This window comes from Rhodoferax aquaticus (assembly GCF_006974105.1).
Taxonomy (GTDB): Bacteria; Pseudomonadota; Gammaproteobacteria; order Burkholderiales; family Burkholderiaceae_C; genus Allorhodoferax; species Allorhodoferax aquaticus_A.
Map to the genome: position 1 here is coordinate 2406056 of NZ_CP036282.1, position 23845 is coordinate 2429900.

Here is a 23845-nt window from a genome sequence, read left to right on the forward strand (position 1 = left end):
GTTTAGTAGGCGTGGTGTAAAAGTTGGCTGGCGTAGTGCTCGGGTTCGAGCACCATGCCGCTGATGGCGGATTGCGGGTCGCGCAGAGCGCTCTGCAGTTGGCTGCTCTTGTCTTTGTGGCCCTGTACGTGGTCGTCCGACCCGCCCAGCCAGCTCGACCAGCCCAGCGGTGTGGTGCCGCCCAGCGTGGAGGCGGGGGCGGCCTGCCGATCTACCAAAAGTTCGACTTCCCACACGTATTCAAAGCCGATGAAGCTGCGCACCAGTTCGATCAGGGCGCCCAGGTCGCACACGGTGTCTGCTGCAGTGCGGGACGTTGTGGCTTGCTCCACGCTGCCCGGCCGGGGTGCACCTTGGGGGGTGAGACGCAGGTAACCCGGCAAATCCAGCGGGCCGATGATGAGCCTGAAGCGGCTTTGCCGGTCAGGCACCACTTCGCCAATGACTGCTCCCTGACCTAGCAGGCTGGACTGCAGGGGGCGTCCGAGTTGGCACAGGTCCTGGGGCTCCAGGGGCATCCACTGCAGGCAGAACTCTTGCATTCGCACAGGCACCCCGAAGTAGTGCGAAAGGGTGCGTATGAGCCCTTCGGGGTTGCGCGGTGCGCGCACCCGATGGGCTACGCTGGCCCAGCGGGCGTGCGGGGCCAGGGCGCTGTGTTGCACCTGGCTGGGCTCGTCCGCACCCAGGCGGGCGATGTAAGGCGTAAAGGTTTCTTCTGCCGGACGGTCCAATCCCGCTGCACTCTGGCTTTGCGCCCAGGCGCGGTAGAAGTGGGTAAAGGCACGGTGGTGAAACAAGTCCAAAAAGTCGGCCAGCGTGGTGTCGCGCTTGGCCTCCACCCGCTCGCGCACGAGTTCGGTAACGTGGATGGGCAGCGAGCCGTTGGGGCCCAGCGAGCCCAACCCGAAGAGCTTGATGTGGGTGCGGCTGGGGCCGGTGTGCACGCTGGCGATTTCTCGCACGGCAAAGGTCAGGCTTGCCTGTTGCCCCAGCCGGTAGGGTTCTTGCTGGGGCCGCTCGGCTTGGCCTACGCGGGGCCGCTGGGCGTACCAAGCGCTCAAGCGGCGCAAGAGCGGCATGAAGCCGTGTGCCCAGGGCCGGGCTTGTGCGTCTTGCAGGGTGTTGTGTTGCACGGGCTTCATCACACGACTCCCCGAGCGCCCATGCGCACGGGCCACTGCTCGACCCGCCCGCGTTGCATGCTGTGCAGCTGGGTTTGGGTAAACACGTTGATGCTCACGTGGCGCGCCAGATAGTGCTCTAGTACCAGGCCCAGCAGGTACGGGCTGGTGCCGCTGAAGCAGTCTTCGTCCACCGTGAGATCGCACTGCACGCCGCGCCCGTACACCAGCGGGCCGCTGCCCGGCAGGCGTCGGGTCACGGGGGTGATGTGGCTGCCGATCAGTCCCTCGATTTGTTTGCCCGCCACCGGGTCGTCGGTGGCGATGTACAGGCGCAGCATGTCGCGCAGGGCCTGAGCACCCTGGCGGGTGTCCATGTCGTGCAGCGGCAGGTAGTTGAAGTTGAGCTGGCGGATGAGACGCCACGCCATCTCGCCCTGGGCCATGGGCGGGCGCGGCGCCGAAGGTGGGCGAATAAGGCCTATAGCCTTCAGGGGCAGTGAATCGGCCGCGCTCAGGTCTTGGTAGCCATTGCGCGGGATGAGCCGGGGCAGATCCCGGTTGGTGAGCCAGGCTTTGACGCTGAGGTAGCGCAGCGCCTCGTTGTAGGGCGCGTCGTGCTGGTCTACCAGGCTGACAAACACCTCGGTGCCCACATAAGAGGTGCGGGTGCCGTATTTGCGGGTGCTGTCCGAGGCCAGCCGGGGCTCGCGGCGCAGGCTGAAGTAGCGGCCGTGGTTGCCCTCGTCCTGGTTGATGCTTTGGTACAGCGGGCGGAACTCCAGCTCCTGGGTGCTGTCGGTCTTTTGCGCGGTCATGCTGGTGACGCTGAAGACCTCCAGGTCCAGCGGGCGCGAACGGTCGGGCACGAGGTGGAACTCGCTTTGGCCGGTGTTGAGCTCGATGCGGTCGGTACGCTGCTCAAAGAGATTGATGACCGGTGTGCAAAACAACGCAAAGTGGGTTTTATCAATCAGCCCGCTCAGGCCTTGGGTGTCGCGCTGCAGCAGCACGATGATTTCTGCCTCTTGCCCCTGAATGCGCGCGAGGCCGGGCGCCAGGTGTTGCAGGGCCAAAAAGTAAAAGCGGCTGGGGCAGGCAAAGTACTCGTGCAGCAGGTTGTGCCCGTGCCAGGTGTTCCATGGCAGTGGCAGCAGGCTGTTGCCGGGGGCCAGGCCTTCGTGCACCAGCGCCTCCTGCGTAACGGCGTGGGGGCGTTCGCCCATTTGGCCGGGCGCGGCCGTCAGGGTGGCGACCGCCCCGGTGTGCAGCAGCTCAAAGAGGTGGGAGGAGGTTTGCTCGTCCCCGCTGAGGTAGATGGGGAGCCGGTCCAGCCCATTGAGCTCGCTGAACTTGAGCGAGCCGCGCAGCCGCAGCCGCAGCCGCAAAGCCCCCGCCACTTGCACCGTGGGCGGCACAAAGCGCTCCAGCGCCGGAATGTCCGGCGGGATTCCGGTGAGCTGCGCGCTGCTGATCTCCAGCGGCCACAAAGTGACGTCCTGACTGGAGCGGAACTCGCAAGCCGTGCTCTCGCCCGCAGGCACTTGCGCGTAAAACGCACTGCCTCTAGGCACCACAAAGCCCCGGCTCAAGTCGCCCTCGGTGGCGCTGGGGTGCAGTTGCGCCACTGCCATGGAGGGCGTGGGGGCCACGTAGTTGGGGTAGACCACCTCCAGCAGCCGCTGGCTAAAGCGCGGAAACTCCGCGTCAAGCTTGGTGCGCATGCGCGCCGACATGAAGCAAAACGACTCGATCAGCCGCTCCACATAGGGGTCATGCACCTCCACGCCGTGCATGCCCAGTCGGCGGGCAATCTTGGGGTGTTCGGCTGCGAACTCGCCAGCGGCCTCGCGCAGGTAGGTGAGCTCTTGGTTGTAATAGTCCAGCAGTTGGGGGTCCATAGGGCGGGCTCAGGTAAAGAATTGGAAGTAGGTACGGTCGGGTAAGAGGAGTGGGCTCAATACCCTTTGGGGATCACATAGCTGCGCTCTTTGCCGCTTTGGCTGTCGGCCACCACCCAGGGGCCGCGGTAGGCAGTGCGGGGGCTGCCCTGGTCGCTGGCCACCTCGAGGCAAGTGCGTTGCTCAGGCCCGCATTTGCTTAGTTGGATACGGCCTCCTTTTTTTTCTAAAAAGGCAACCGTGGCTTGCATGCGGGCCATGTCTTCGCTAAACGCCTGCTTTTGTGCTTGCAGTTCGGCTTGTTGGGCCAAGATGTCGGCGCGCTGCGCGCGCAGTTGCTGCACCCCCACCACCGCGACTGCCAGCGTCGCTGCCACCCCCAGCGTCGCCAGCGCAGTCCATTGCCAGGCTTGGCGGCTGCGCGCTTGGTGCATACGGGTCTCCACCTCTACCGCCGTTTGCAAGAGCGTGCCCAGCCGCTCCATCACCGGGGTGCTGGCCTCCCCTACGGCCTGGTTGGCTGCATCGTGGGTTACCCCCAGCACGCGCTGCATGGCGCGCTCCAGCGCTTGCTCAGCGGCTTGGCTGACTGCCGGCACCGCTTGCGCCATGGCGCGCTGCACGCTGTTGGCAACCTCTGCTGAGCTGGTGGCAGTTTTAAGCAGGGCCAAGCGCTCTTTGGTGAAGGCCTCGCGCTCGGCAGTGAGGCAGGCAATGGCGTCCTCCACCGCGTGCTGGTTGTCCTGCGCCAGCTCAAAGAGCTGCCGCAGGCGCTGTTCGTGCTGTTCGTGGGGTGGTGTGTGTTCGGCGGCTTGTGCTCGGGTGCTCATGGTGTGTGGGTTCCTGGGGTCTAGGTTCAATGTGTTATTGGATTTGCTATTTTTTTGGGAGCTTCTAACGCCCATTCCATATGCGCTGACGGCGTGTTTGCATGCAATCTGGCTCTTAGGAGTACCCGTACACGCACCCCACCCCACCCTACGCGGGTGCGGTGGCCACCGGTGTGTGGGCGGCATGTCGGGCGGGCAAGGTGCTGCATCACTCTTCCAAATCCTCTTTGCTCGCCTTGAACTTGCTGTCCACAAAATACGGCCCGGGCTTGGGCAGGGGCCAGCCGCGCCGGGTGGTCCACTGGGCGATGTCCTCAATCGGGCCGGGGGCTGCGCCATCGGGGCATTCGTGCAGGCAGACCCAGCGGTCGCCAAACTTGCCAATGACGGGGCGCACCGGGTCATCAAACCCGGCCCAGCCGATGAAGTGGCCTATGGTGCCCTTCTTGCCCACTTTGTCGTGGTAGCTGGTAACGTCGATGTAGGGCTGTACAAAGCCCTTGGCGTTGGGCTTGTAATGGCTGCTCTCGTCCAGACCGGGGCAGACTAGGCGGCCTTTGTACATGCCGGGTTCAAAGCCGCCTGCGCAGAGGCCTTGGGCGTCGGGGACTTGGCCACCAAGGCCTGCCACACTGACCGGGCGTTTGAGTTGGTAAGTCCATTCACGGCAGCCGAAGATGCCTTGTGAGTCGAGGACTTCTTGAACACTGAATTTTCTGCCTGTACGAAGTTCTCGATCGCTACGACTCAGACCGTAACGACCATCGTCTTGTGCAGAACACAATGCCGGTGTTACGGAATCGCCCATTGAGCCTGGCAGGTAGTCTAGCCAGTAGTCACCTACGCTGTACCAGTTTGCACCTGGCTTTCCATCGCCTTCATAGAGCTGCACATTGCGATGATTTTCTGTATCCAATACTTGTTTAGCCATCAAAGGCTTGGGCGCAGTGTGTGGACTAATCAGCTTTCCTGTGTGGTCGAACTCCAGCACAAAGAGACCAAGCTTTCCATACATATTGAGGAAAATAGGGTCGCGCTCTTTGGCATAGGCCTGTCCTTGAAAAGGTGAAACAGGCCGCATGTACTCGTGGTAGAGCCTAAACTGAGGAGAATGCTTCGCCTCTTGCTCGGCATTGAGTTCTTTAGCAATTCTGGTAAGTGATTCCGGGCGCTCAGACACCTCAATCACATAGCGCACTGTCCATGGCTTCTTGAGCCATTCATACCGCAACATCGAGTATTTGGGCGGGGCTTGCGATGCTTGGTTTTGTGCTCGCGCCGCTTGCAGAGCACTCACCGCCATGCACAGGCCCAAGCCCACCCACACCAACACCTTACGCAGTTTCATTGTTTGCATGTCGATGTTTCTCAAGGTAGCAAATACGCATCACAGCCACCTCAATCCTTCTTCAGCGCCAGAATGGCTGGGTCTTGGTACTGCGTGTCTATTTCTAGGCCTTTGGCCCGGGCTTGGGTTTCCCTCTGAAAACGCCACTCCTTGAATTGCTTTGCTTTATCCGACCAAATTTCCTTCCAATTGCCGCGGTCGGCTTCATCGAACAACAAACGACATTTCGCCTCTTCTGTCTTGAGCGTCATCGACATCAAGTAAGCACCGGGCCGATAGGGGTCCATGCGGTCGCTGTCGCGGCGCATGGATAGCTCCATATACACGCCACTGGCTTGCAACTCCCATGAGGCGGAGTTACCCAAAGCCATCCACTCTTCAAACAAGGGGGTGTAGCGGGCGTCCAAGGACAGGGTGTCTTGCAAGCTACTGCGGCCTTTGAGACGAGCTGAGCTGAGACCATAGTTTTGTTTCCACCCAGCATCCTGCAAGCGCTTGAGCAAGGCCATGACTTGCAGGCGGGCTTCGTCGTGGGGAATGAGGTCAGCTGGTGTGATGCCAAAGTTGATAGAAAACTCATCCACCCCAAAGACCAACCGGTCTACGTCTTCCACGCCCTGTACGCTTAATGCCGCATTCAAAGAGAAACTGTGAACGCCATGATTGACGTTGACTTTTCCGGGTAGTCGGGCAGGCCAGTGAATCGCATAAAAGTTCAACCCTGCTGGCTGCTTGGTAATACGTGCGTCTTCTCGCCCCAGTGCGATGGCAAAGTCTTGGCCGCTCATTCCGAGTTGGATACTTACTTCTTGCTTCATGGTGTGTTGTCCGGTGGTGGGTGCAGCCTCTGGCTGCGCGCGCGTGCAGGCACTGCAGGCCAGCACGACGGCCAGGGCTAACACAGCAGCCACGGCTGGCAGCCTCATTCCACGCAAAGCAACACGACGCATCACAGTGACCTCAATCCTTCTTCAGCGCCAGAATGGCGGGGTCTTGGTACTGCGTGTCTATCTCTAGGCCTTTGGCTCGGGCTTGGGTTTCACTTTTCATCCGTGCATCTTGGAAGCGCTTTAGTCGCGCACTGTCACTCCATAGCGTTCTCCAATTACCCCTATCTGGCTCATCAAAATAACCACGCATTTCTTGCTCCTCTGTCTTGAGCGTCATCGACATCAGATAAGCACCGGGCCGATAGGGGGCCATGCGGTCACTGTCGCGGCGCATGGATAGCGCCATATACACGCCGTTGGTTTGCAATAGCCAAGAAGCGGAGTTGCCCAAAGCCATCCACTCTTCAAACGTGGGGGTGTAGCGCGCATCCAGCGCCAAACTGCCTTTTGCAAGTGTGCTGCGCCCTTTAATGCGCGCCTCTCCAAAGTAGTAGTGCTGCTTCCACCCCGCAGTCTGCAAGCGCTTGAGCAAGGCCATGACTTGCAGGCGGGCTTCGTCGTGGGGAATGAGGTCAGCTGGTGTGATGCCAAAGTTGATATCAATATCTTGTACCCCGCCCGGTAGCTTCAAGTCTTCGGTGCCCATCAAGCCCAAAACGGCTGTCAACGAAAAGCCATGTGGGCCATGAACCACATTGACCACTCCAGGGAGTTTTGAAGGCCAATCCAAATCATAAAAATTCACCCCCATAGGCTGCTTGGTGGTGCGGGTGTCTTCACGCCCCAGCGCGATAACAAAGTCTTGGCCGCTCATTCCGAGTTGGATACTTACTTCTTGCTTCATGGTGTGTTGTCCGGTGGTGGGTGCGGCCTCTGGCTGCGCGCGCGTGCAGGCACTGCAGGCCAGCACGAGGGCCAGAGTCGCTAAAAAACGAGTGATGCGAGGGTGGCGCATGGGCATCAAGGCATATAGGGCGGGATGGGCTTGGGGGCAGGATCACTCATGCTGACCCAACTGGCCATGGCTTGCAGTTCACCTTCCATGTAGGCAGCTTGTGTTTGCATGAGTCCATGAAATTTTTTAGCAGCTTTACCAATCCAGTGAAACCGACTCTTGAAGTCCTCCAAAACCGTGTCTTGCGGCGCTACCGATTTGAGTTCGGGGTCGTCTGTGGTGCAAGCGGCTGCAAACACCAGCTCCAGCGTGGGGGATGCCCAGTTGACCCACGCCTTGCGCTGCTGGCGCAGCCACCATGCAAAGTCTTCGTCGTCATAAATCAGCGGCTGGAGCACTACTTTTTGCTCGTGCTCGGCTATGGCGAAAAGGTGCTCGAGCTGGGCTTCTCTTCGGCGTTTTTTTTGAATTTCATCGCCCATAGGTATCGCTTCAATCGCCCGCACCTTCTCAAAAGCCGCATGGATATGTTGGTTGGTCTTCAAGCGCCCTATCTTGGGCAAGGCTTGTGCAGCCCATGGCATGACTTGGGTAGCGGCAATCAGTGCGGGCACCAGGTTGGTGTCGCTGCGGGTGTTCTCGTACTGGGCCATGCAGTCCGGGGCGTTGGCATGCATCCAGTGCCACGGCGCGATGTCATAGAACAACCACAGGTTGCCTTTGCCCAAGCCCTTGGCCACTTGGTCTACACCCGACGGCATGCTGCCAACGCGCACATCTTCCAAGGAACACGCCACCGTTTTGGCAGCAAAGGCGGCGAGTGCCATCCAGTAAAAGCGCCCTTTCTTGCTGGCCTTGCCGCCTTCTTCTTTTTCTAGATAGAAGCGGGCATAGGTGGCGCTGATGCGGCGCGCGCGCACGTTGTATTCTGTTAGCAGGTGTTTCTTGCCCGTCACGACTTCGGGCACTCCCCACAGGTTCAGTTTGTAAGCTTGGGTGGTAGCCAGTCGCAGATAGGCGAACTCCTGTGCTTCTGACCACATTTCTTTGTCGGTATAGCGAATACTGACTTTGTTGTTCGCTTGGCTGCTGGTGGTGCCTGTTGCTGAATCTGCCATGGTGTGCTCTTTTCTGACTAGCTTTGGCGTGGTGTTTCGGCTACTGCACTGTCTTTGACAGGCTGCACCTCAAATTCGGCCCAAACGCGTTTGACTTGCACCTGAGAAGCTTCTTTGGAATACACGACGGGTAGCTGGCCGTCCTCACGCGTCATGCTGCTGTGTCCACCGCGTTCAGAGCTAAGTTCATAGGGCCTGCGCGCAAGGCCAGCACCCGTGGGGCTTAGCCACTCGAACTCCACGCTATGCAGCTCGTGATGCGGCAAACCAGCAACGTCGATCCCCAAGCTCTTGCCCAGCTCCATGCTTTGCGTTGCCGACTTCACATCCCACTGCCCCGGCGTGCCGTGGGTGATGCCTGCAGCGTTGAGGGTGGTGAAGCTGCTGGCTGCGCCCAGGCGCAGTTCTTCTTGCGCGGTGATGGTGATGCTGCGGGCGTTGTGCGTGATGCGCAGTTTGGCCAGCACGTGCAGGCTTGTGCTTAAGGCTTGGGCGTCGATGTTGGCGCTGGCGCTGATCAGCTTGATGCCGGCGTTGTAGGCAAACATGCGTGCGGCGCTCTTGGCACTCAAGAGCCAACTCTTGGCAGTAGACGTGCTCACATGCCCACCCGCGCTGATGGCATGGTGCGCCTGGCTGTGCTGGTGGGTGGAGCCTGCGGTGGTGCTTTCTATGCCTGCTGGGCTGGCTAAGACAAGGTGAGGCTCAGTGAGTTCGGGGTGGGCGGTATCTTTGGCAGTCTTGCCGGTAATTGAGTCGTTCTGCATCTGCAGTGCGCTTGCCACTTCACCTTGATCAGCCCCCTCCCCCGCTTCTTGGGCCTGGTGCTGAGCGGCCAGGTGGCCTAGGCTGCGGTGTTGCTCTTGCGCTTGGGACAGGCGCGCAGCGGTTTCGCTCAATGCTTTGACATGGCCTTGGGCGTTGGGCCTGCCTTCGGTAGTGATGAGCAGGTCGTCTTGGGCGCGGAGGACGCCGTGTCCATCCGTGCGCAGCTCAAAGCCTTCGCCCCGATGTTCTTGGCGGCCTGCCCTGCTCTCTATGCGGGTGATGTGGCCTAGTGAGAGTTGGCTGTGCTGGTGGTCGCTTTTAGCTTGCACTTGGATTTGCTCTGCGGTGTCGTCCAAGAGCACATGGTTGCTGCGCCCAGCAGCTGCGTTGCCTTGGCCTGCTGTGAGTTCGCGGCTTCGGATGCCAGAGAGGGCCTGTTGTCCGGGCAGCTCCCAAGGCGGCTGGTTGTTCTGGTTGTAGACAGCCGCGATCACGATGGGTTTGTCCGGGTCGCCGCCTTCAAAGCTCACCAGCACTTCTTGCCCTATGCGGGGAATATGGATGGCCCCTAGCTGGTTGCCCGCCCAAGGGCTTGCCACCCGCAACCAGCAGCTGCTGCGTTGGTCGCGCGCGTCATGCCTATCCCAGGGGAAGTGCACCTTGATGCGGCTGAGGTAGTCGGTGTGGTGGTTGGCCCCTGCGGGGCCGACTACCACGGCGCTCAAGGGGCCGGGGATCAGGGGTTTGCTCTGTGTGCCCTCAGGGCGCAGGGCGATGGTGCTGGGCTGGACCTCGAACTCGGTGTGGACGCGCCACTGGCCTTGGGTGGTGTCTTGGGTGTTGGTGCTGCCTGCGTGCTTACCCGCGTTGCTGCCTGTTTTGTGCTCACTCGGGTTTTCTATATCGAGTGTGGTGTGCAAGACGATGTATTCGGTGTTGGCGCTAGTCTGGGGGTGCTCGGCCAGGGTGAAGCTGCTGCCGGGCACGATGCCGCGGATGTGGCCTGCTCCCCGGGCGCGTAAGGCACCTTGGCGCAGGGCTTGCAGGCGCAAGCGAGCCAGGTGTTGGCCTTGGGGTTCGGTTCGGTTGGCGGCGGTGTTTGCGCCAGCATTGGGTTGGCTGTAGTCGGAGGAAGATAGGGAGGTGTTTGCTCCACCACCTGCTCCACCACCCACCCCGCTATTAGCTCCCCGCCAGAGGTAGATCTGGTGGGCCGGGTGATTGCCTGCGTGGTCGCTGCTGGCTTGCACCGCCAGGCTGGCCTGGGGGCGGGTGTAGTCGTAGTCGGCACTGGCGTAGGCGCTGGCAGTCAAGCGCTGCACCGGGCTGAAGCGGTGGATGTACTCGCGGTCTGTCTTGTGCCCCAGCGGGTAGTAGGGGATGCTGTGGTAGGGGTTGAGGCCGGGATCAGCGCTGTTTTGTTGCAGGTCTTCTTGCCGGATTTGGAAGGCACCGTTGTGGTCGCTCCAGATGAGGCGGTGGGCCTCGCCGCTGTGCTCGAAGTGGTAGTTGATGCCCCACTCTTGCATGAGCCGGGTGATGAATTGCAGGTCGGTTTCGTTGTACTGCACGCAGTAGTCGCGCACGGGGTAGCTCTCTATGAGCCTCTTGGTACTGGGCTGGGGGTAGTTGGCCAGCACGTGTTCGATCACGGCGACCGGGCTCATGTCTTGGAAGACTTTGCAGTCGCTCTTGAGCCGGGCCTGGGCCAGCCAGGGCTCTAGGGTGAGTTGGTAGACGCGCTGGCGTGGGGTTTCTTGAATGAGGGTGGCTGCGGTGATGAGGGCGCTGATTTGGCGCACTCCGCTGCCTTGGTGGGGGGTGGCGAGTTGGCCCTTGACGACCCCACCGATGCTGCCCGCCTCAAACGTGCCCATGCCTTCGAGCTGGATGTGGCAGCTAATGGCCTGGCCCATGAGGGCTTGGAGGTCCAGCTCTACCAGGCCACCCGGGACCGGGGTGTCCGGGGTTTGCAGGGTGAGTTGGTAGCGAAAGAGTTGGTTGATGCCTTCGTGGCCTTCCAAGCGCACGGCTTGAAGTTGGGCGTGACCGGCTTGGGCCTCTAGGCTGGCGCTGCTAATGGTGAGGATGCGCTCTGCGGGGATGAGGGTGGTGAGGCTGGGCATGGCTTAGCTCCGGGTGAGGTGCAGTTCGATGCGGTTGGTTTCCAGGTCCACGGAGCTTTGGACGGTGAGCTCAAGCGGATAGGGTTGCATCTGGATGTGGCCAGATATCTCAAACGTGAGCACGTTGTAGTTGCCGCTGGCTTGCTCTTTGAGCACGGGCTTGACCATCAGTGTTTCGGGCATGAGACGGGGCTCGAAGCTGACGATGGCGCTGCGGATCATGGTTTCGATGTCCACCCACTTTTTTTCCGACAAGTAGCCGCCCGCCAGCGCGGGGACGCCGTAGTTGATGGTGGACTGCGCTGCTGCGGGGTAGGCTTTGCGGTCGATGAGGTCGCTTTGGTCGGTGGTGTTGAGCAGCAGAGCCAGGTCGCGCAGGATGATTTGGCGCAACTGGCTGCGGCTGCTGGCATAGGCCTCGGGGGACTCGGTGCTTTGGCTGGGGGCGTCGTCGCACAGGCGGTCGAACAGGGTGGGCAGGTAGCGGCGCTCAACTTTTTTGCTGTTGCGCTCCACGGTAGACGGCAGCGGCCGCGCCCCTGGGTGGAGCAGCGAGGGTGTGACGTTGCTCATGCGCTCGCCTCGCTGAGCGGTTGGCGCAGCTCGCGCAGGTCCAACAGGGGCATGTCGCCGTGCTCGGTCATGAGGGTTTTCTGCCCGTGGGCGAAGACGCCGGTGTCGCCCACTTCATGCCATAGGGTGAGGCGCGAGAGCAAAAGCGTTCGGGCTTGGGGGTCGGTGTAGTCAGCGGCCTTGTCTTCGGTGCCGTGGTAGCGGGTGGGGATGTAGGCGTGCAGCGTTTTGTCTGCCGCCAAGGTGCCGCGCAGTTGCAGGGTGACGGGTAGCCACACCAGATCGAGGACGCTGCTGGGGCGCTGGATGTGCAGGCAGGCTATGTCCGCATAGGCCAGCCAGCGGTAGCCACCGGCGATGATGAGTTCACACACGGGGCCCAAGCGGGTATCTGAGTCGCTGAGCCATGTGTGGGTTTGTTCGCCGGATTCATTGTCCTGCGTGCAGATGCCTGCTTGGGTGGGGGCCTGTTCGAGGGCGCGGCAGCGCAGCACGTCGGCGCGCGCATGGTCGCCTCGGGCGTTGTGGGCGATGGCCTGCGCCAGGTCTTGCATCCAGGGCGTGGTGTCGATGACGGGTACCGGCTGCTGCTCACCGGCAAAAACCGCGCTGCGCTGGTCCTGCGCGCGGATGAGGCCCCGCAGCAGATAGGCTGTGTGAAGCCATCCTGGGCCATTTTCTTCGTCTACGGTCGCTAGCTGCATTGCGGTTTGCAATTGCTTGAGCGCCCGCTCCCAGTGGCCCAGCAGGCACAGAAATTCGACCAGCGCCCAGCGTGCTTGCACCTGGGTGGGCTTGAAGCGCACCCCTTTTTCCAGCAGGGCAAGGGCTTGGCCCAGGTGGTGGTCCGGGTGGAGCTGGCTCAGGGTCAAGCTGGGTGTAGGAGCGGTTTGTGCGGTCATGGTGATGGCAGGGCCTGATGTGGGGCCGCTGTGTTGAGGGTGGGCGCCTTGGTGGCGGTGTCGGGTGTGTCGGAAAACAGGGGCATGGCACTGTCCAGCGACAGGCTGTGGTGTTCGCGCAGGGTGAGTCCGGGCAGAGACGCTTGGAGCAAATGGGCCAGGCTGCCCGGCAGGGCTGTGGCGGCAGACTCCGCAGGGGCCTGGGCTTGCAGTTCTTTCGGGGCAAAAAGATGGAGCACGCTGTCGGCGCGGTCTGGCTTCATGAATTCGTGGGCCATGGCCTCATCCAGGTCTGCGAATACTTCACCAATCGTTTGGGCTTGTCCCACCAAATCGCTCAGGCTGTTCTCGTTGCCGGCTCGGAGCTTGAGGTCATCAAAGGGGTCTAACGTCGCCGCGGACTCACGTGCCTGCACCAGCCCTTGCCAATGGCCCTCATCGCTGTTGTAGGCGGGGTCGCGGAGTTTGCGCAGGTACTGGGTGTGCAGTACCGACAGCACGTCCCCCTGCTCTGTTGTCGCGCTGGGTGGTGCTGCGGCTGGCCCATTTGCCGCTGGGTCCGTAACGAGCTCGGTGTTGATCAGATCGCTGATTCCGCGCAAGCGGGTGTCATACCCCTCGTCGGGAGCCACTTCGTCCAGGTCAGTGAGCACAAAGCGTTGCATGGCCAGGTCTGCGGCATGGGCTTGGGCACTAGGGGCGAGCAGATGCACCTGGAAGCTCAGAAGGCCTACTTCCAGCGTGTCGCCATCGTGCAACTGCGCCATGGACCCCTCTTCCAAGGCCTGGCCGTTAACGCTGCACGCTATGTCGCCGCTTTCAGGGCTGACACTCCATTGCGTGCCGGAAGGCGCGGCACGCGCATGGAGGGTGCAGGCGTCCAGATAGGGCATGTGGGCTACGCCCGGCGCAGGGCATGCGCGCAGGAGCTCGGCAAAGTGCACGTGCGTGGCCTGAGTTGGCCATTGCCAAGTGAAATCGAACGCTTGTCCTAGGTAGAACAGGCCTCGCAGCTCAAGGGTATCTACGCTCACGAATGGCCCCTCCAGAGGCTGGATAAGTCTTCACTGGCGTTGACATAGCCACCTTCCATGTCTTGCTGCCAGTACGCACTGACGGGAGCCTCCAAGCGCAACGTACGCTCCGGCAAGCTGCGCCAAGGCAGTGATCGCATCCCGCGCAGGGTATTGGCCATGTCCAATTCTTCGTTGGCGCAATAACGCTTCACGACGCCACGCGCCAAAGCGGCTTCCACGAGGTGCGGTGGCGAGGACAGCAAGTTGGAGACCCCCGGGGTGTAAAGCGTCCACAGTGCGTCCACCGCGCGCACCAATTTTTGCCAGTCGGCGTGTGTTGCGTAAGTGCGGGCCAACAGGCGGCATAGCCAGAACATCAGATCCTGCCCCTGGCCCAGGGTGTTGGAGTTCAGCAGCTGCGCCATCCAATGGCGGGACACCTGCTGGTAGATCACCAGCGGGCAGGCCCGCCCCACGCTGTCTTCGGAGTCCAGGATGGCGCCCACCACAAAGCGCTGCGGCGCAAAGGGTAAGGTGCCTGGCTGCATCACAAAGCTCACCGGCATGGCCCGCATCGAGACGGGGGATGCCACGGGCTCTAGGTGCATCCAGCCCTGTTGGGCGGATCGTCCGGTCTCTGGGCTGCGCGGTCGGACGCTGGTTTGGTGGTGCCTGTTCCAGACGTGGAGGGCCCATTCTTGCCAGTCTGCCGCTTCTCGGGGGGATGCGATGTGGCGCAAAAAGTCCCCATGGCTGGGCAATTTTCCCCAGATAGCAAGGGGTGTTACCAGCCGCTTTTTGACGGCATAACGGGTCAGGGCATTGAGCATGGTGTCGGCAATCAACTGGTTTTTCCGCTGCAATTGAATGACCTGAGCAAACTGCTGCTCAGCGGATTGACGCCGCTGCTGGAGACCTCCAGCACACTGCGGCGGTTATCAAACAAAAACTCGACGGCCACCTTGCCTGCGCTTGCACTGGGAATGGTGCGCCCTTGCTCCATGAGGCGCATCAATGCCCAAGGGCCGCGCGCACTGACAGTGGATGTATCCCACTTGATGCGCGGCTGCGCGCTAATCTCTGCCATGGTGCCGCTACGGGGACCGGGCCATTGCACGGCCAAGGCCTGTCGCGGCCCGTGGGCATAGCGCTGGGTTTGTCCGTCAAAGTCCATGACCAGCTCGGTCACGCTGGGGTCCAATGACTGCACGCTTACATCGAGCTTCCAGGCCATGCGCTTGGCGCCTGGGTCTTTGAAAAACGCATCCCGGATCTGCCCCACCTGGGCAAACACGTCTGGCGCAGGGCCGTACTGCGCCATGAGCTTGAGCAACTCACCCATCATCGTGGGGCCTGTGGTAGGTGCACGCGCTGCACCTGCAGCGGCTGCCGCAGGCTCCGCGGAGGCGGCCAGGGTCGGGCTTTTGTAACGCCAGGGGCGATCGCTGGTGTCCACCAAGGATGCAAGGTACTTGTTGAAGTACTCGTCTGCCGTACCGCCGGCACCAAAGAAGGCGTTGAAGTCTTCAATGGCGACTTCCTGGGTAGTGGCCGCAAAGGGGTAGCGCCCTGCAATGCTTCGCCGGCATGGCTCCACCACCATCTGGTTCATCATGCCCACCAGCCGGTCCATTTGCGCCTGGGCTTGCACCCGCAAGATGCTGACCGAAGCCTGCGATATTTTGTCTGCGCCGTTGGCACTGGCACCCATGAGGACTTCGCGGAACGGCGCGGGTAATTTGCTGGCCTCAATCTTGATTTTGGTGGCCGCCTCTTCGCCCGAAGGCGGCAGGTTGCCGCCGCTGATGGCGCTATCGGCAATCACCAAAGAGGTGTAGTACTCGCCCAGCAGACTGGTGATCTTCTCCAGCGCTACTTTGGGTGCACCTTGCCCATCGCCGCCCTCGCCCTGCCCGGTGACTACCTCACGCAGGGCTCCAAACTGAGAGTCCACATACTGGCGTTCAAACCGCTGTTCGGGGCGCAAGCCCAGGTTTTGATTGAGCTTGTTGGTCTTGCTGTCGAGTTGCTCGCCTGCTTTGTCGAAGAGGGATTTTTCTTCGGTGCTACGGGTTTGGAGGGAGCGCGACAAGGTAGTCTCTCGCGCGGCCATGCGCGCCAGCCGCACCAGCGCCGAGTCCGGTGCGGCGAGCTGGCGCAGCATATTGAGCTCAAAAGACAAGGTGCGCCCCGAGTCCGCCCGCACGACACGGATGTCGGCCAAAAACTCCGTCCACAGCTGCGCGTATTCCTCCAAATACTGGCGGCGGATATCTTCCACCAACGCGAGCTTTTCATCGTCTTTCAGGGCGGCCACGTTTCCGGTGCGCCCCATTACCCAGGCATCTTCCGCCTGCGCTTGCACCACCAGCTCCTTGAGCTTTTTGGCAAAGATCTCGTGGTAGCCGTCATAAGTGAATAGGCCGGGTACGCCCGCCTCAAGCGGGTTGCCAGAGGCCAGGCTGAACAGTGTGCCGGCCTGGGGGCCGAGGGCGCGCACCAAGGTAAAGTCTTGCGGCACCACCTCAATCAGCGATGCCTTGGTGCGCTCGTACAAGCGCTCGTTGGCCGGCGTGGTGTCCAAAAAAGTGCGCACCTGGCGCACCAGCGCATCGTTGCGCGAGGTGCCCGACTGCACCACCCGCTTGCCCGAAAACATGTCTTGCAGGTACGACACCATGGCCGCGCTGTTGTTGAAGGTAGCTGCCAGACTCTTCTCCAAAGGCTTGGCAGTGGCCGACTGCTCATCAGTCTGCACGCCTTCTTGCCAGTCTTGCAATACCCATTTGCGCACCTCTTGGGCCGCCGTGGTGGATGCGGTGAATTGCTCTTTGTCATGCAGCAGCATGTAGACATGCAAGGTGTCGTAGGCCACCTTGGCGTCCTGGTCCTGCACAGCGTTGCGCAACACGGTTTCCATGCGTCCCACGACGACGGGCAGAATCAGGCGATCCTGCAAATCGCCATACGCATGGTGCGAGGCGGCCACCACGGGTTCCGCGCTATACAGCCCATAGGCATACGACAGGGGCGGGTTGACCAGGTCCAGACCAGAATGCGTGGGTAGCTCCTGGGCCATGCCCAACACCTCCAGCATGCGCGCGCTGTCCCGCTGGGTGAGTAAGCCGCGCATTTTGTCAGTCAGCGCCTCTGTCTTGGCACCCACATCGCTCAGGTACTGCTGGTTGTTGCTTTGGCTCAGCATCAGCCCACTGGAGATCCAAAAGAACAAAAAAATCACCAAAGCATGCCCCGTCAGGCGAGCCAAGCGAAAGCGCGCCTCCCAGCGCAAATTGGGCTTGACCAAATGCGCCTCGGGGAACACCACGCGTTTGAACACATCGGTCATGAAAAAGCTGCGCGTTCCATCGGGCTGCACCGCCTTGGTCGCCCCGCCGGTCACACGCGCCAGCGCATGCATCAGGCGTGGCACAAGGGCCTGCTGGTCAGCGGTGACTGCGCGCTCGTCGTACTGCATGGCGCTGGTCAGGTACACCCCGCGCAACGAATGGGTGAGTTGCGTAGTGTCATAGCGCGAATCCGCAAACACGGCATCCAGTAGCGTCACCAGGGATGGGATGACAGCCGCAAGCTCCTGGGCAAACACATACAAGGCCTGCCTGCGGTCCAGGTCAAACTCCTCTTGCAAACGGATGGCCACCCCCTGCGCAATGCGGCTTTGCAAGGCCCGCAGCTCTTGCTCCAGCTGGCTTGCAAGCACCGGGGCCTCAGCCAGAGGCCCCCCATCTTGCCAAGGCAGCGTAAAGCCCCACACCTGGGTGCGGGCCTCACTGGTCAGGCTGCCAAAGTACTCTGCAAAGCCGCGCAACAAGTCCGTCTTGGTCAGCACCACATAGACCGGGAAGCGAATGCCCAACTGCTCGCGCAATTCGTTCAAGCGTGCCCGCAACTGGGCCGCATGCAGCATGGACTTCGCAGCATCTTCCACCAGCAGCTTGGAGACATCCACCGCCAGCAGGGCGCCATTGATAGGCGCGCGCGGCCGCACCTGGCGCAGCACCCGCAAAAAGCCCTGCCACTCGGCCACGTTGCGCTGTTCGTCGCTGGCCTCTGGCGCATCGTCGCCGGAGGCTTGTTGGGAGCGGCCATCTTGCGGGTTGGTGAAGCGCCCGGCGGTATCAATCAGCACCGCCTCGTTGGTAAACCACCAGGCGCAGTTTTGGGTGCCCGCACTTTGCGACAGAGTGAGCTGCGCACTGGCCACGCCCATTTGCTCGGCCACCGGAAACTGCAGCCCCGAGTTCAGCAACACCGACGACTTGCCCGCCCCTGGTGTGCCAATGATCATGTACCAGGGCAGCTCATACAAATAGCGCTTGCCCTCCACCACGCGGCGCAGGAACGACCACATCGACCCCGCCCCACCGGCTACGGTGAGGTGCATCTGGCGTAACTGGCCCACGGCCTTGCCGGCCTTGTCTTTGATGACGCGCACCTCTTCGCGGGCCAGCGCCTTGGGGGACTTATCGTCCTTACGCAGCAGCTTGCGGGCAAAGGCCTCGTCACTGCGCATCAGGGCCAGCACCTTGTAGACCCCCCAGGCGGCGTACAGCACCAGCACCACGCCAATGCACATCACGCGCACCCACACCAGCTCCAACGGGTGCCATGCGCCCAAAGCCAGCAGGGGGCCGGCATGCCACAGCAGCAGGCACACGCAGGCCACACCCACGATGGAGAGCGACCACTTCAGCAGCCACAAAATCACCAGAACCAGCAAAAGGCAAATCACCGAGACCCGCAAACCCACATCCTGCAAAGGGTGCAAGTCACCAATAGCGACCAGGGGCCCCACAAACCAAATCACCAGCGACACCACTATCAGCGCCAAAAACGCCAGGATTGCCGCCACGACAGGAGAAGCAAAAAAACCACGCATGAAATCTTCCTTGGTTACTTGTTGACTGGGGCCAACAACTCAATCTCCACCCGCCGGTTCTTGCTACGGCCTTCGGCACTGGTGTTGGGCTGCACGGGCTGGGTGTCACCCTTGCCCTCGGCTTGCAGCCTAGCTGCGTCCACACCGTGGGCCTGCAGCACCGCCAACACGGCTTGTGCCCGCTTTTGCGAGAGCACCTGGTTGTTGGGGAACTCGGGGAGATTGACCGGCTGGTTGTCTGTGTGGCCCAGCACCCGCACCGCGCCGTCTATCTGCGCCAGCGCATTCGCCACCTTGGTCAGCAAGGCGAGCGTGTCGGGGCTCAAGGTGGCCAGGCCGCCAGAAAACATGCCGTCGCCCTTGAAAACCACCCGCGCACGCTGCGCATCCTCATCTATCTGCACGCGGCCTTGCGCCACTTCGGCTTGGAGCAGCTCGGGCAAATTGAGCTTGGACCGCTGCACCACCGGGGGTTGGAGTGTGGAGAGCGCCTCAATGGACTTTTGCACCGCCCTGCCCTGCGTCAGCAAGTGGTACTTGTACCAACTGAACTGGGCAAACAGAGCAAGACCCAACACACTGGCAGACACCCACACCGGCACCGAGCGCAGCAGCTTGAAGCGGCCCTGCCCCACCCCTTGCCAGTGCTGCGATAGCTCGCGCGGCACCGACTCCTGGGTGGCAGACACCAGGGTGTACAGGCGGTGGCGCACCGTTTCCAGCACGCGGTGGCCGTCCTGCTGGGTGCGGTAGCTGCCCATAAAGCCCAGGCACAGCACATGGTGCAACACCTCCAGCACCGGCATGTGCTCATTGGGCATATTGGCCAAGCGGCCGATCAGCAAAAACACAGTGCGCCCGCCCCCGTTTTCACCATGAAATTGGTTCAACAAGGCCTGGGTAGACCACAGGCCCGGGCTCGTCTTGCCACCGCTTGCGTCGGAGCCAGGTTTGAGGTTGATAGCCTCGTCCAGCGCCGTGCACAGCGCGTAGCGCACGGCCAGCATGTGATCACGCCGCAGATTGGTTTGCTCGCACAGGCGGGTGTAGGTTTGCACCTCTTGCACCAGCAGCGTGTGCAAGCCGTGTAGGCCTGGCACATCGATTTGGACTGGCAGCTCTGCCAAGGTGCGCAGCAGCACACTGGCCGCCTCCAGAAACGGGTTTCCACCCTCCTTAATGACCCGCTCGAGGGCGGCCAGACGTGCATCGTGGTGGTAGCCCGGCGAGAACACCATGCCTTGGGGCATGGCGTCGGGCACGGTCATGGTGCCAGACTCGCCTGTGGGCGGCGCACTGATCCAGCCCTTGTCTTTGTTGGTGTCTAGCAATGCGGGATCACTCATGGGGATGTACTCATAGAAGTTGTGTAGGTCGGGGTGGCGCCGGTGGCGGCCTTGCGCCCTGCCAGGCGCTGTGCGTTGTCGGCCTGGGCGAGGGCTTTGGCATAGGCATCCGCCCGGTTGCCAAAAAACATGCGCCGGAACTTGAACAGGCCGTAGCCGTTTGCGCTGTACTCGTTGAACGCATCTCCTATAAAGCCCGCCACCGCGTCGTGCACATAGGTATCAAAAAACCCAACCACCGCCGGGGGCACCGTGGGGATATGGCCCGCGCTGGCGCTGGCATCGCCATCGACCAGCGCGTGCAGCAGCTCGGCCACATCCAGCTCGGGGTGGTCTGCATTGCGCAGCAGCACGCCGCCGTCTTTTTGCAAGCGCTGGCGCAGCCGTGCCCATTCCAGGGTCACTTGCACAGCGGCCGGCGGGTTGATGATGCGTTCGGCCTTTTCCATGTGCAGCAGCACGGCTTCGGCTGCGTTGGGCACGCGGATGGCACCCATGCGCGGCGCATCGCGGGCCACCACCGCACGCGCCGCAGCACCCGCGCGGGACAGCGCCTCTGCCAGATCGTTCTGCGTCTGCATCATCAGCTTGCGCTCGGCCTCGGTGGCGGCGCGCACAAAGCTGCGATGGCCGTAGGCCTCGCGGCAGGCGATGCGGTAGCACAAGTACCAGGCCCAGTGGCCACGGTGCTGCTGCTCCACCGAGCCCGGCGCCACCCCTACCGCCTGCAGATAGGCCTGGTGCGCGGCCACAGCCTCTGCGCTGGGGATGAGGTTGTCGTAAACAGCCGTTTGATTCTTTTTCAGTGCTTCAAGGCGAAACAGCGGCACCCCCCAACTCAGCGCCGCGTTGTACATGGCCATGCCGGGTATGCGGGCCAGCCCATCGCGCTTGCCCTGGGCGCTGCGGGTGTAGCCACCCCCACCCACATCCGAGTGCGAGCCGGGGTACACACTTTCGCGCACGTTGGGGGGGTAGGCTGCGTCCACCCGCACGCTGTCGCAAGGGAAGCTGGCGCGCACCTCATGGGCCGCCACATAGTGTTCGCAGTGTTTGACGGCGGGGTGGATTTGCAGGTTGTCGTCCGCCCAGGCGTAGTGGCCGTCGGATTCGAGCGCTTTGTTGCCCGCCACCGTGCCACCCACGCCCACCGAGGCCACGGTGTCAAACAAGCCCATAAAGCGCACTTGCAGGGGCACGCCGGCCAACAGATAGGTGGCGGTGCGCGCATCACTGCCCTGCTGCTCGCACAGGCCGTAGAGCCAGTTCACCCAGGCGCGGGCTTGGGCGGCCCCGCGCGAGAAGCCGAAGACGTCCACCACGATGCGGTCTAGCGCGGGCTTGGAGAAGACTTTGAGGTTGGCTTTGAGCTTGGTTTGCCAGGTGTCTTTGAGGGCCAGTTGGCGCTGCCAGCCCGTGCTGCCCGTGCCGCCCAGGTTCTGGACGATGGCTTTGGCTTGTTCTTCCTTAATGAGGTCATCACGGCTTGCGTATCGGTTGACGCCGTTGAGCACCTGAATCAGGCCCCAGAGGATGCGCATCTCCCCGCCCGCACCAAAGCCGCCGCCGCTCATGCGGCCCACGAGGTCCGCCGTGTCGCCAATCTTGTCAAACGGGGTGCCTACGCCGGGGACGTAGTACTTGAAGTACTTGTCCGTTCCTTCTTCCTGGCCTTCTTTGTAGGCGTAGTACAGGCGTACCACGTTGCTGGGCTTTTGCTGCTCCAGGGGCACATTGCCGTTGTCGTAGTCCAGCTTCTCGTTGTTGCCGGTGCCATCAAAGAACATGCCGATAAACACATTGCCGCTGCAACTCAGCACCGGGGAGGCCAGCTTGGCATGCTGCTGCACGGCGCGCATGCGCTCAGCAGGTGTGAGGGTGGGCGTGGGCACGCTGCCTGCCGCGCAGCTTTGGGCGGATGCGGGTGGTGTGTTGGAGGTGGTGCTCATGGTTGGGCGGAGGGCTGAGTGGCGGGTTGAACAGCAGGCGAGGGAGTGGCCTGTACGGCATCTGGCGGCGTGGGGGCGCGCCAGCGCAAGTCGGCGGGGTATTGGGGGTGGCCCAGGTCTTTGCTCGTCACCACCACCTTGATCTTGTGATCCGGGAAGAAGTGCACCGCGACGCGGCCAATGTCGTCCTGTGTGTACCGGGGGAGCTCGACTTCGGCTTCTTGGGGCGGCGGTGCGGGCGGCAACTCGGTGCCCCCTTGGTACACCCAGCGCACCTTGACCTTGATGCCGGGGTGCCACTGGCTGGGGATGGTGGTGCAGCAGGAGGTTCCACCGCCGCCGCTTTCGGGGGGCAGGTTCATACCCATGCTGCCATTGACACTGAAGGTGTAGATGGAGCGGTTGCTGGTGTGGTTGTAGCCTGTGACCCCCGCGCTAGAGGTTGGCTCCGCGCAACCGCTCAGGGCGGCCAGGGCCAAGACTGCGGCCATGGGGGCCAAAGCCTTGCGCACGCTGTGGGCCATGCGCTTGAGGCTGAGGGTGCATCGCGTGTGCAAACTGTGTAGGGTGGATTTACTACGGTTTTGATAGCTGCTAGCGCATATTCCATGTGCGCCAGAGGCTGATTTGGCTTGTAGGTCAAGCTCGTGGGCGGCCACACAGTGTTCGCAGTGGGTCACTGCGGGGTGGATTTGCAGCGTGTCATCCGCCCAGGCGTAGTGGCCGTCGGATTCGAGCGCTTTGCTGCCTGCCGCGCAGCTTTGCGCGGGGGTCATGGTGTTGGAGTTGGTGCTCATGGTTGGGCGGAGGGCTGAGAGGCGGGTTGAATAGCAGGCGAGGGAGTGGCCTGTACGGCATCGGGCGGCGTGGGGGCGCGCCAGCGCAAGTCGGCGGGGTATTGGGGGTGCCAAATTGCCATGTCTGTCACCACCACCTTGATCTTGTGATCCGGGAAGAAGTGCACCGCGACGCGGCCAATGTCGTCCTGTGTGTACCGGGGGAGTTCGACTTCGGCTTCTTGGGGCGGCGGTGCGGGCGGCAACTCGGTGCCCCCTTGGTACACCCAGCGCACCTTGACCTTGATGCCGGGGTGCCACTGGCTGGGGATGGTGGTGCAGCAGGTGGTTCCACCGCCGCCGCTTTCGGGGGGCAGGTTCATACCCATGCTGCCATTGACACTGAAGGTGTAGATGGAGCGGTTGCTGGTGTGGTTGTAGCCTGTGACCCCCGCGCTAGAGGTTGGCTCCGCGCAACCGCTCAGGGCGGCCAGGGCCAAGACTGCGGCCATGGGCGCCAAAGCCTTGCGCACGCCGTGGGCCATGCGCTTGAGGCTGCGGGTGCATCGCGTGTGCAAACTGTGCAGGGTGGGTTTACTATGGTTTTGATAGCTCCTAGCGCAAATTCCATGAGCGCTATAGGCCGATTTTGCCTGTAACTTGCGCCCTGCTTGCAAGGCTTTGTGCTGGGTGGCCCGCATGCTCACTCCACCTCCGGCGGGGGTTCAAGGGCCGAGAATGGGAGGGGGTGATCGCGGCCCGTGGGGCCAATGTTGCTGATGATGACCCGCGCCTGCCCGTTGCGAAACAGGTGCACGTAAGCGCGGCCCGGTTCGGGGTAATAAGGGATGGTGGTGGTGTACTCGTGCAGGGCACCTTTGACGCCCCGCTCCACAATAGGCACGCCGGGTGCGATGGTGGGGTCGTCCTCCACCGGGATGGTGATGGTGGTTGGTTTGGGTCGGTCCCAGGTGTACCACTTGACCTTGACTTTCATACCCGGGCGCCAGGTGCGGGGGATGGTGTAGCCCCCGGCGATGGTGCCGCCGCAGTTGAAGTCGCCCCCGCTCATCTCTGGGCTCACTTGGCCATACGGCACCTCTTGCACCCAAAACCCTTGCACATAGGGCATGAGGTCTTGCTGCGGGCCGCCGTGGCGCACACATTCCAGCCCTACTCCGATGGTGGGGGTTTCTTGGGATTTGCGTATGGCTGCTTCGCGTGCCCGCAGGGGGGCATCACGCGCCTCACGCACAGCCTCGCGCTCGTTCCAGGCTTGTTCCTCGGGCGTTAGTTTTGCGGGCTGCGCACAGCCCATCACCAGTGCGGTCAGGGCCAAGGTTGCGCAAGTGAATGCACGCTGAGTCATTCGTTGCATCGTCA

Annotated in this window: 18 protein-coding genes; all 18 read right to left on the reverse strand. The window is 62.1% G+C overall.

Going from position 1 to position 23845, the window contains the following annotated elements; all coding sequences use genetic code 11:
- Positions 1 to 2: 2 nt before the first annotated feature.
- Positions 3 to 1145 (reverse strand): type VI secretion system baseplate subunit TssG, encoded by a 1143-nt coding sequence (gene tssG / locus EXZ61_RS11100; RefSeq protein ID WP_142811807.1) that lies wholly within the window; start codon positions 1143 to 1145, stop codon positions 3 to 5.
- Positions 1145 to 3025 (reverse strand): type VI secretion system baseplate subunit TssF, encoded by a 1881-nt coding sequence (gene tssF / locus EXZ61_RS11105; RefSeq protein WP_142811808.1) that lies wholly within the window; start codon positions 3023 to 3025, stop codon positions 1145 to 1147. Before tssF ends, tssG begins: the two co-directional genes overlap by 1 nt.
- A gap of 56 nt (positions 3026 to 3081) precedes the next feature.
- On the reverse strand, positions 3082 to 3855 hold the full coding sequence (locus tag EXZ61_RS11110) for a hypothetical protein (protein WP_142811810.1): 774 nt from the start codon (positions 3853 to 3855) through the stop codon (positions 3082 to 3084).
- 208 nt (positions 3856 to 4063) lie between these two features.
- A complete protein-coding gene (locus tag EXZ61_RS11115) occupies positions 4064 to 5212 on the reverse strand; it encodes a hypothetical protein (protein WP_142811812.1) in 1149 nt (382 codons plus the stop codon).
- Between the two features lie 41 nt (positions 5213 to 5253).
- Complete coding sequence (locus EXZ61_RS11120) at positions 5254 to 6153, reverse strand: hypothetical protein (RefSeq protein WP_142811814.1); 900 nt, start codon at positions 6151 to 6153, stop codon at positions 5254 to 5256.
- 10 nt (positions 6154 to 6163) lie between these two features.
- Positions 6164 to 6937 carry a hypothetical protein gene (locus tag EXZ61_RS11125; protein ID WP_142811816.1) on the reverse strand — a complete coding sequence of 258 codons (774 nt, stop codon included), beginning with the start codon at positions 6935 to 6937 and terminating at the stop codon, positions 6164 to 6166.
- A 116-nt stretch (positions 6938 to 7053) separates the two neighbouring features.
- Entirely contained in the window at positions 7054 to 8106 is a 1053-nt protein-coding gene (locus EXZ61_RS11130; RefSeq protein ID WP_237218933.1) for a DUF2515 family protein, read from the reverse strand.
- Positions 8107 to 8123: 17 nt separating this feature from the next.
- Positions 8124 to 11000, reverse strand: coding sequence for a type VI secretion system Vgr family protein (locus EXZ61_RS11135; protein ID WP_142811818.1), 2877 nt, complete (start codon positions 10998 to 11000; stop codon positions 8124 to 8126).
- A 3-nt stretch (positions 11001 to 11003) separates the two neighbouring features.
- Positions 11004 to 11573: a type VI secretion system baseplate subunit TssE gene (gene tssE / locus EXZ61_RS11140; protein ID WP_142811820.1), complete on the reverse strand. Its 570-nt coding sequence runs from the start codon at positions 11571 to 11573 to the stop codon at positions 11004 to 11006.
- Positions 11570 to 12475, reverse strand: a complete 906-nt coding sequence (locus tag EXZ61_RS11145) for a type VI secretion system accessory protein TagJ (protein ID WP_142811823.1) — start codon at positions 12473 to 12475, stop codon at positions 11570 to 11572. The genes tssE and EXZ61_RS11145 overlap by 4 nt, the downstream gene beginning before the upstream one ends.
- Entirely contained in the window at positions 12472 to 13509 is a 1038-nt protein-coding gene (locus tag EXZ61_RS11150) for a TagK domain-containing protein (protein ID WP_142811825.1), read from the reverse strand. Before EXZ61_RS11150 ends, EXZ61_RS11145 begins: the two co-directional genes overlap by 4 nt.
- Positions 13506 to 14354, reverse strand: a complete 849-nt coding sequence (locus EXZ61_RS11155; RefSeq protein ID WP_142811827.1) for a TagF domain-containing protein — start codon at positions 14352 to 14354, stop codon at positions 13506 to 13508. The genes EXZ61_RS11150 and EXZ61_RS11155 overlap by 4 nt, the downstream gene beginning before the upstream one ends.
- Positions 14333 to 18391, reverse strand: a complete 4059-nt coding sequence (gene tssM / locus EXZ61_RS11160; RefSeq protein ID WP_142811829.1) for a type VI secretion system membrane subunit TssM — start codon at positions 18389 to 18391, stop codon at positions 14333 to 14335. Before tssM ends, EXZ61_RS11155 begins: the two co-directional genes overlap by 22 nt.
- 14 nt (positions 18392 to 18405) lie before the next feature.
- Positions 18406 to 19737, reverse strand: a complete 1332-nt coding sequence (gene tssL, locus EXZ61_RS11165) for a type VI secretion system protein TssL, long form (protein WP_142811831.1) — start codon at positions 19735 to 19737, stop codon at positions 18406 to 18408.
- Entirely contained in the window at positions 19734 to 21686 is a 1953-nt protein-coding gene (locus tag EXZ61_RS11170; protein WP_142811833.1) for a T6SS phospholipase effector Tle1-like catalytic domain-containing protein, read from the reverse strand. Before EXZ61_RS11170 ends, tssL begins: the two co-directional genes overlap by 4 nt.
- Positions 21683 to 22483 carry a DUF3304 domain-containing protein gene (locus EXZ61_RS11175; protein ID WP_142811835.1) on the reverse strand — a complete coding sequence of 267 codons (801 nt, stop codon included), beginning with the start codon at positions 22481 to 22483 and terminating at the stop codon, positions 21683 to 21685. Before EXZ61_RS11175 ends, EXZ61_RS11170 begins: the two co-directional genes overlap by 4 nt.
- Positions 22480 to 23007, reverse strand: coding sequence for a DUF3304 domain-containing protein (locus EXZ61_RS11180; protein WP_168224747.1), 528 nt, complete (start codon positions 23005 to 23007; stop codon positions 22480 to 22482). The genes EXZ61_RS11175 and EXZ61_RS11180 overlap by 4 nt, the downstream gene beginning before the upstream one ends.
- A gap of 158 nt (positions 23008 to 23165) precedes the next feature.
- Positions 23166 to 23840: a DUF3304 domain-containing protein gene (locus EXZ61_RS11185; RefSeq protein ID WP_168224748.1), complete on the reverse strand. Its 675-nt coding sequence runs from the start codon at positions 23838 to 23840 to the stop codon at positions 23166 to 23168.
- Between the last annotated feature and the right edge of the window lie 5 nt (positions 23841 to 23845).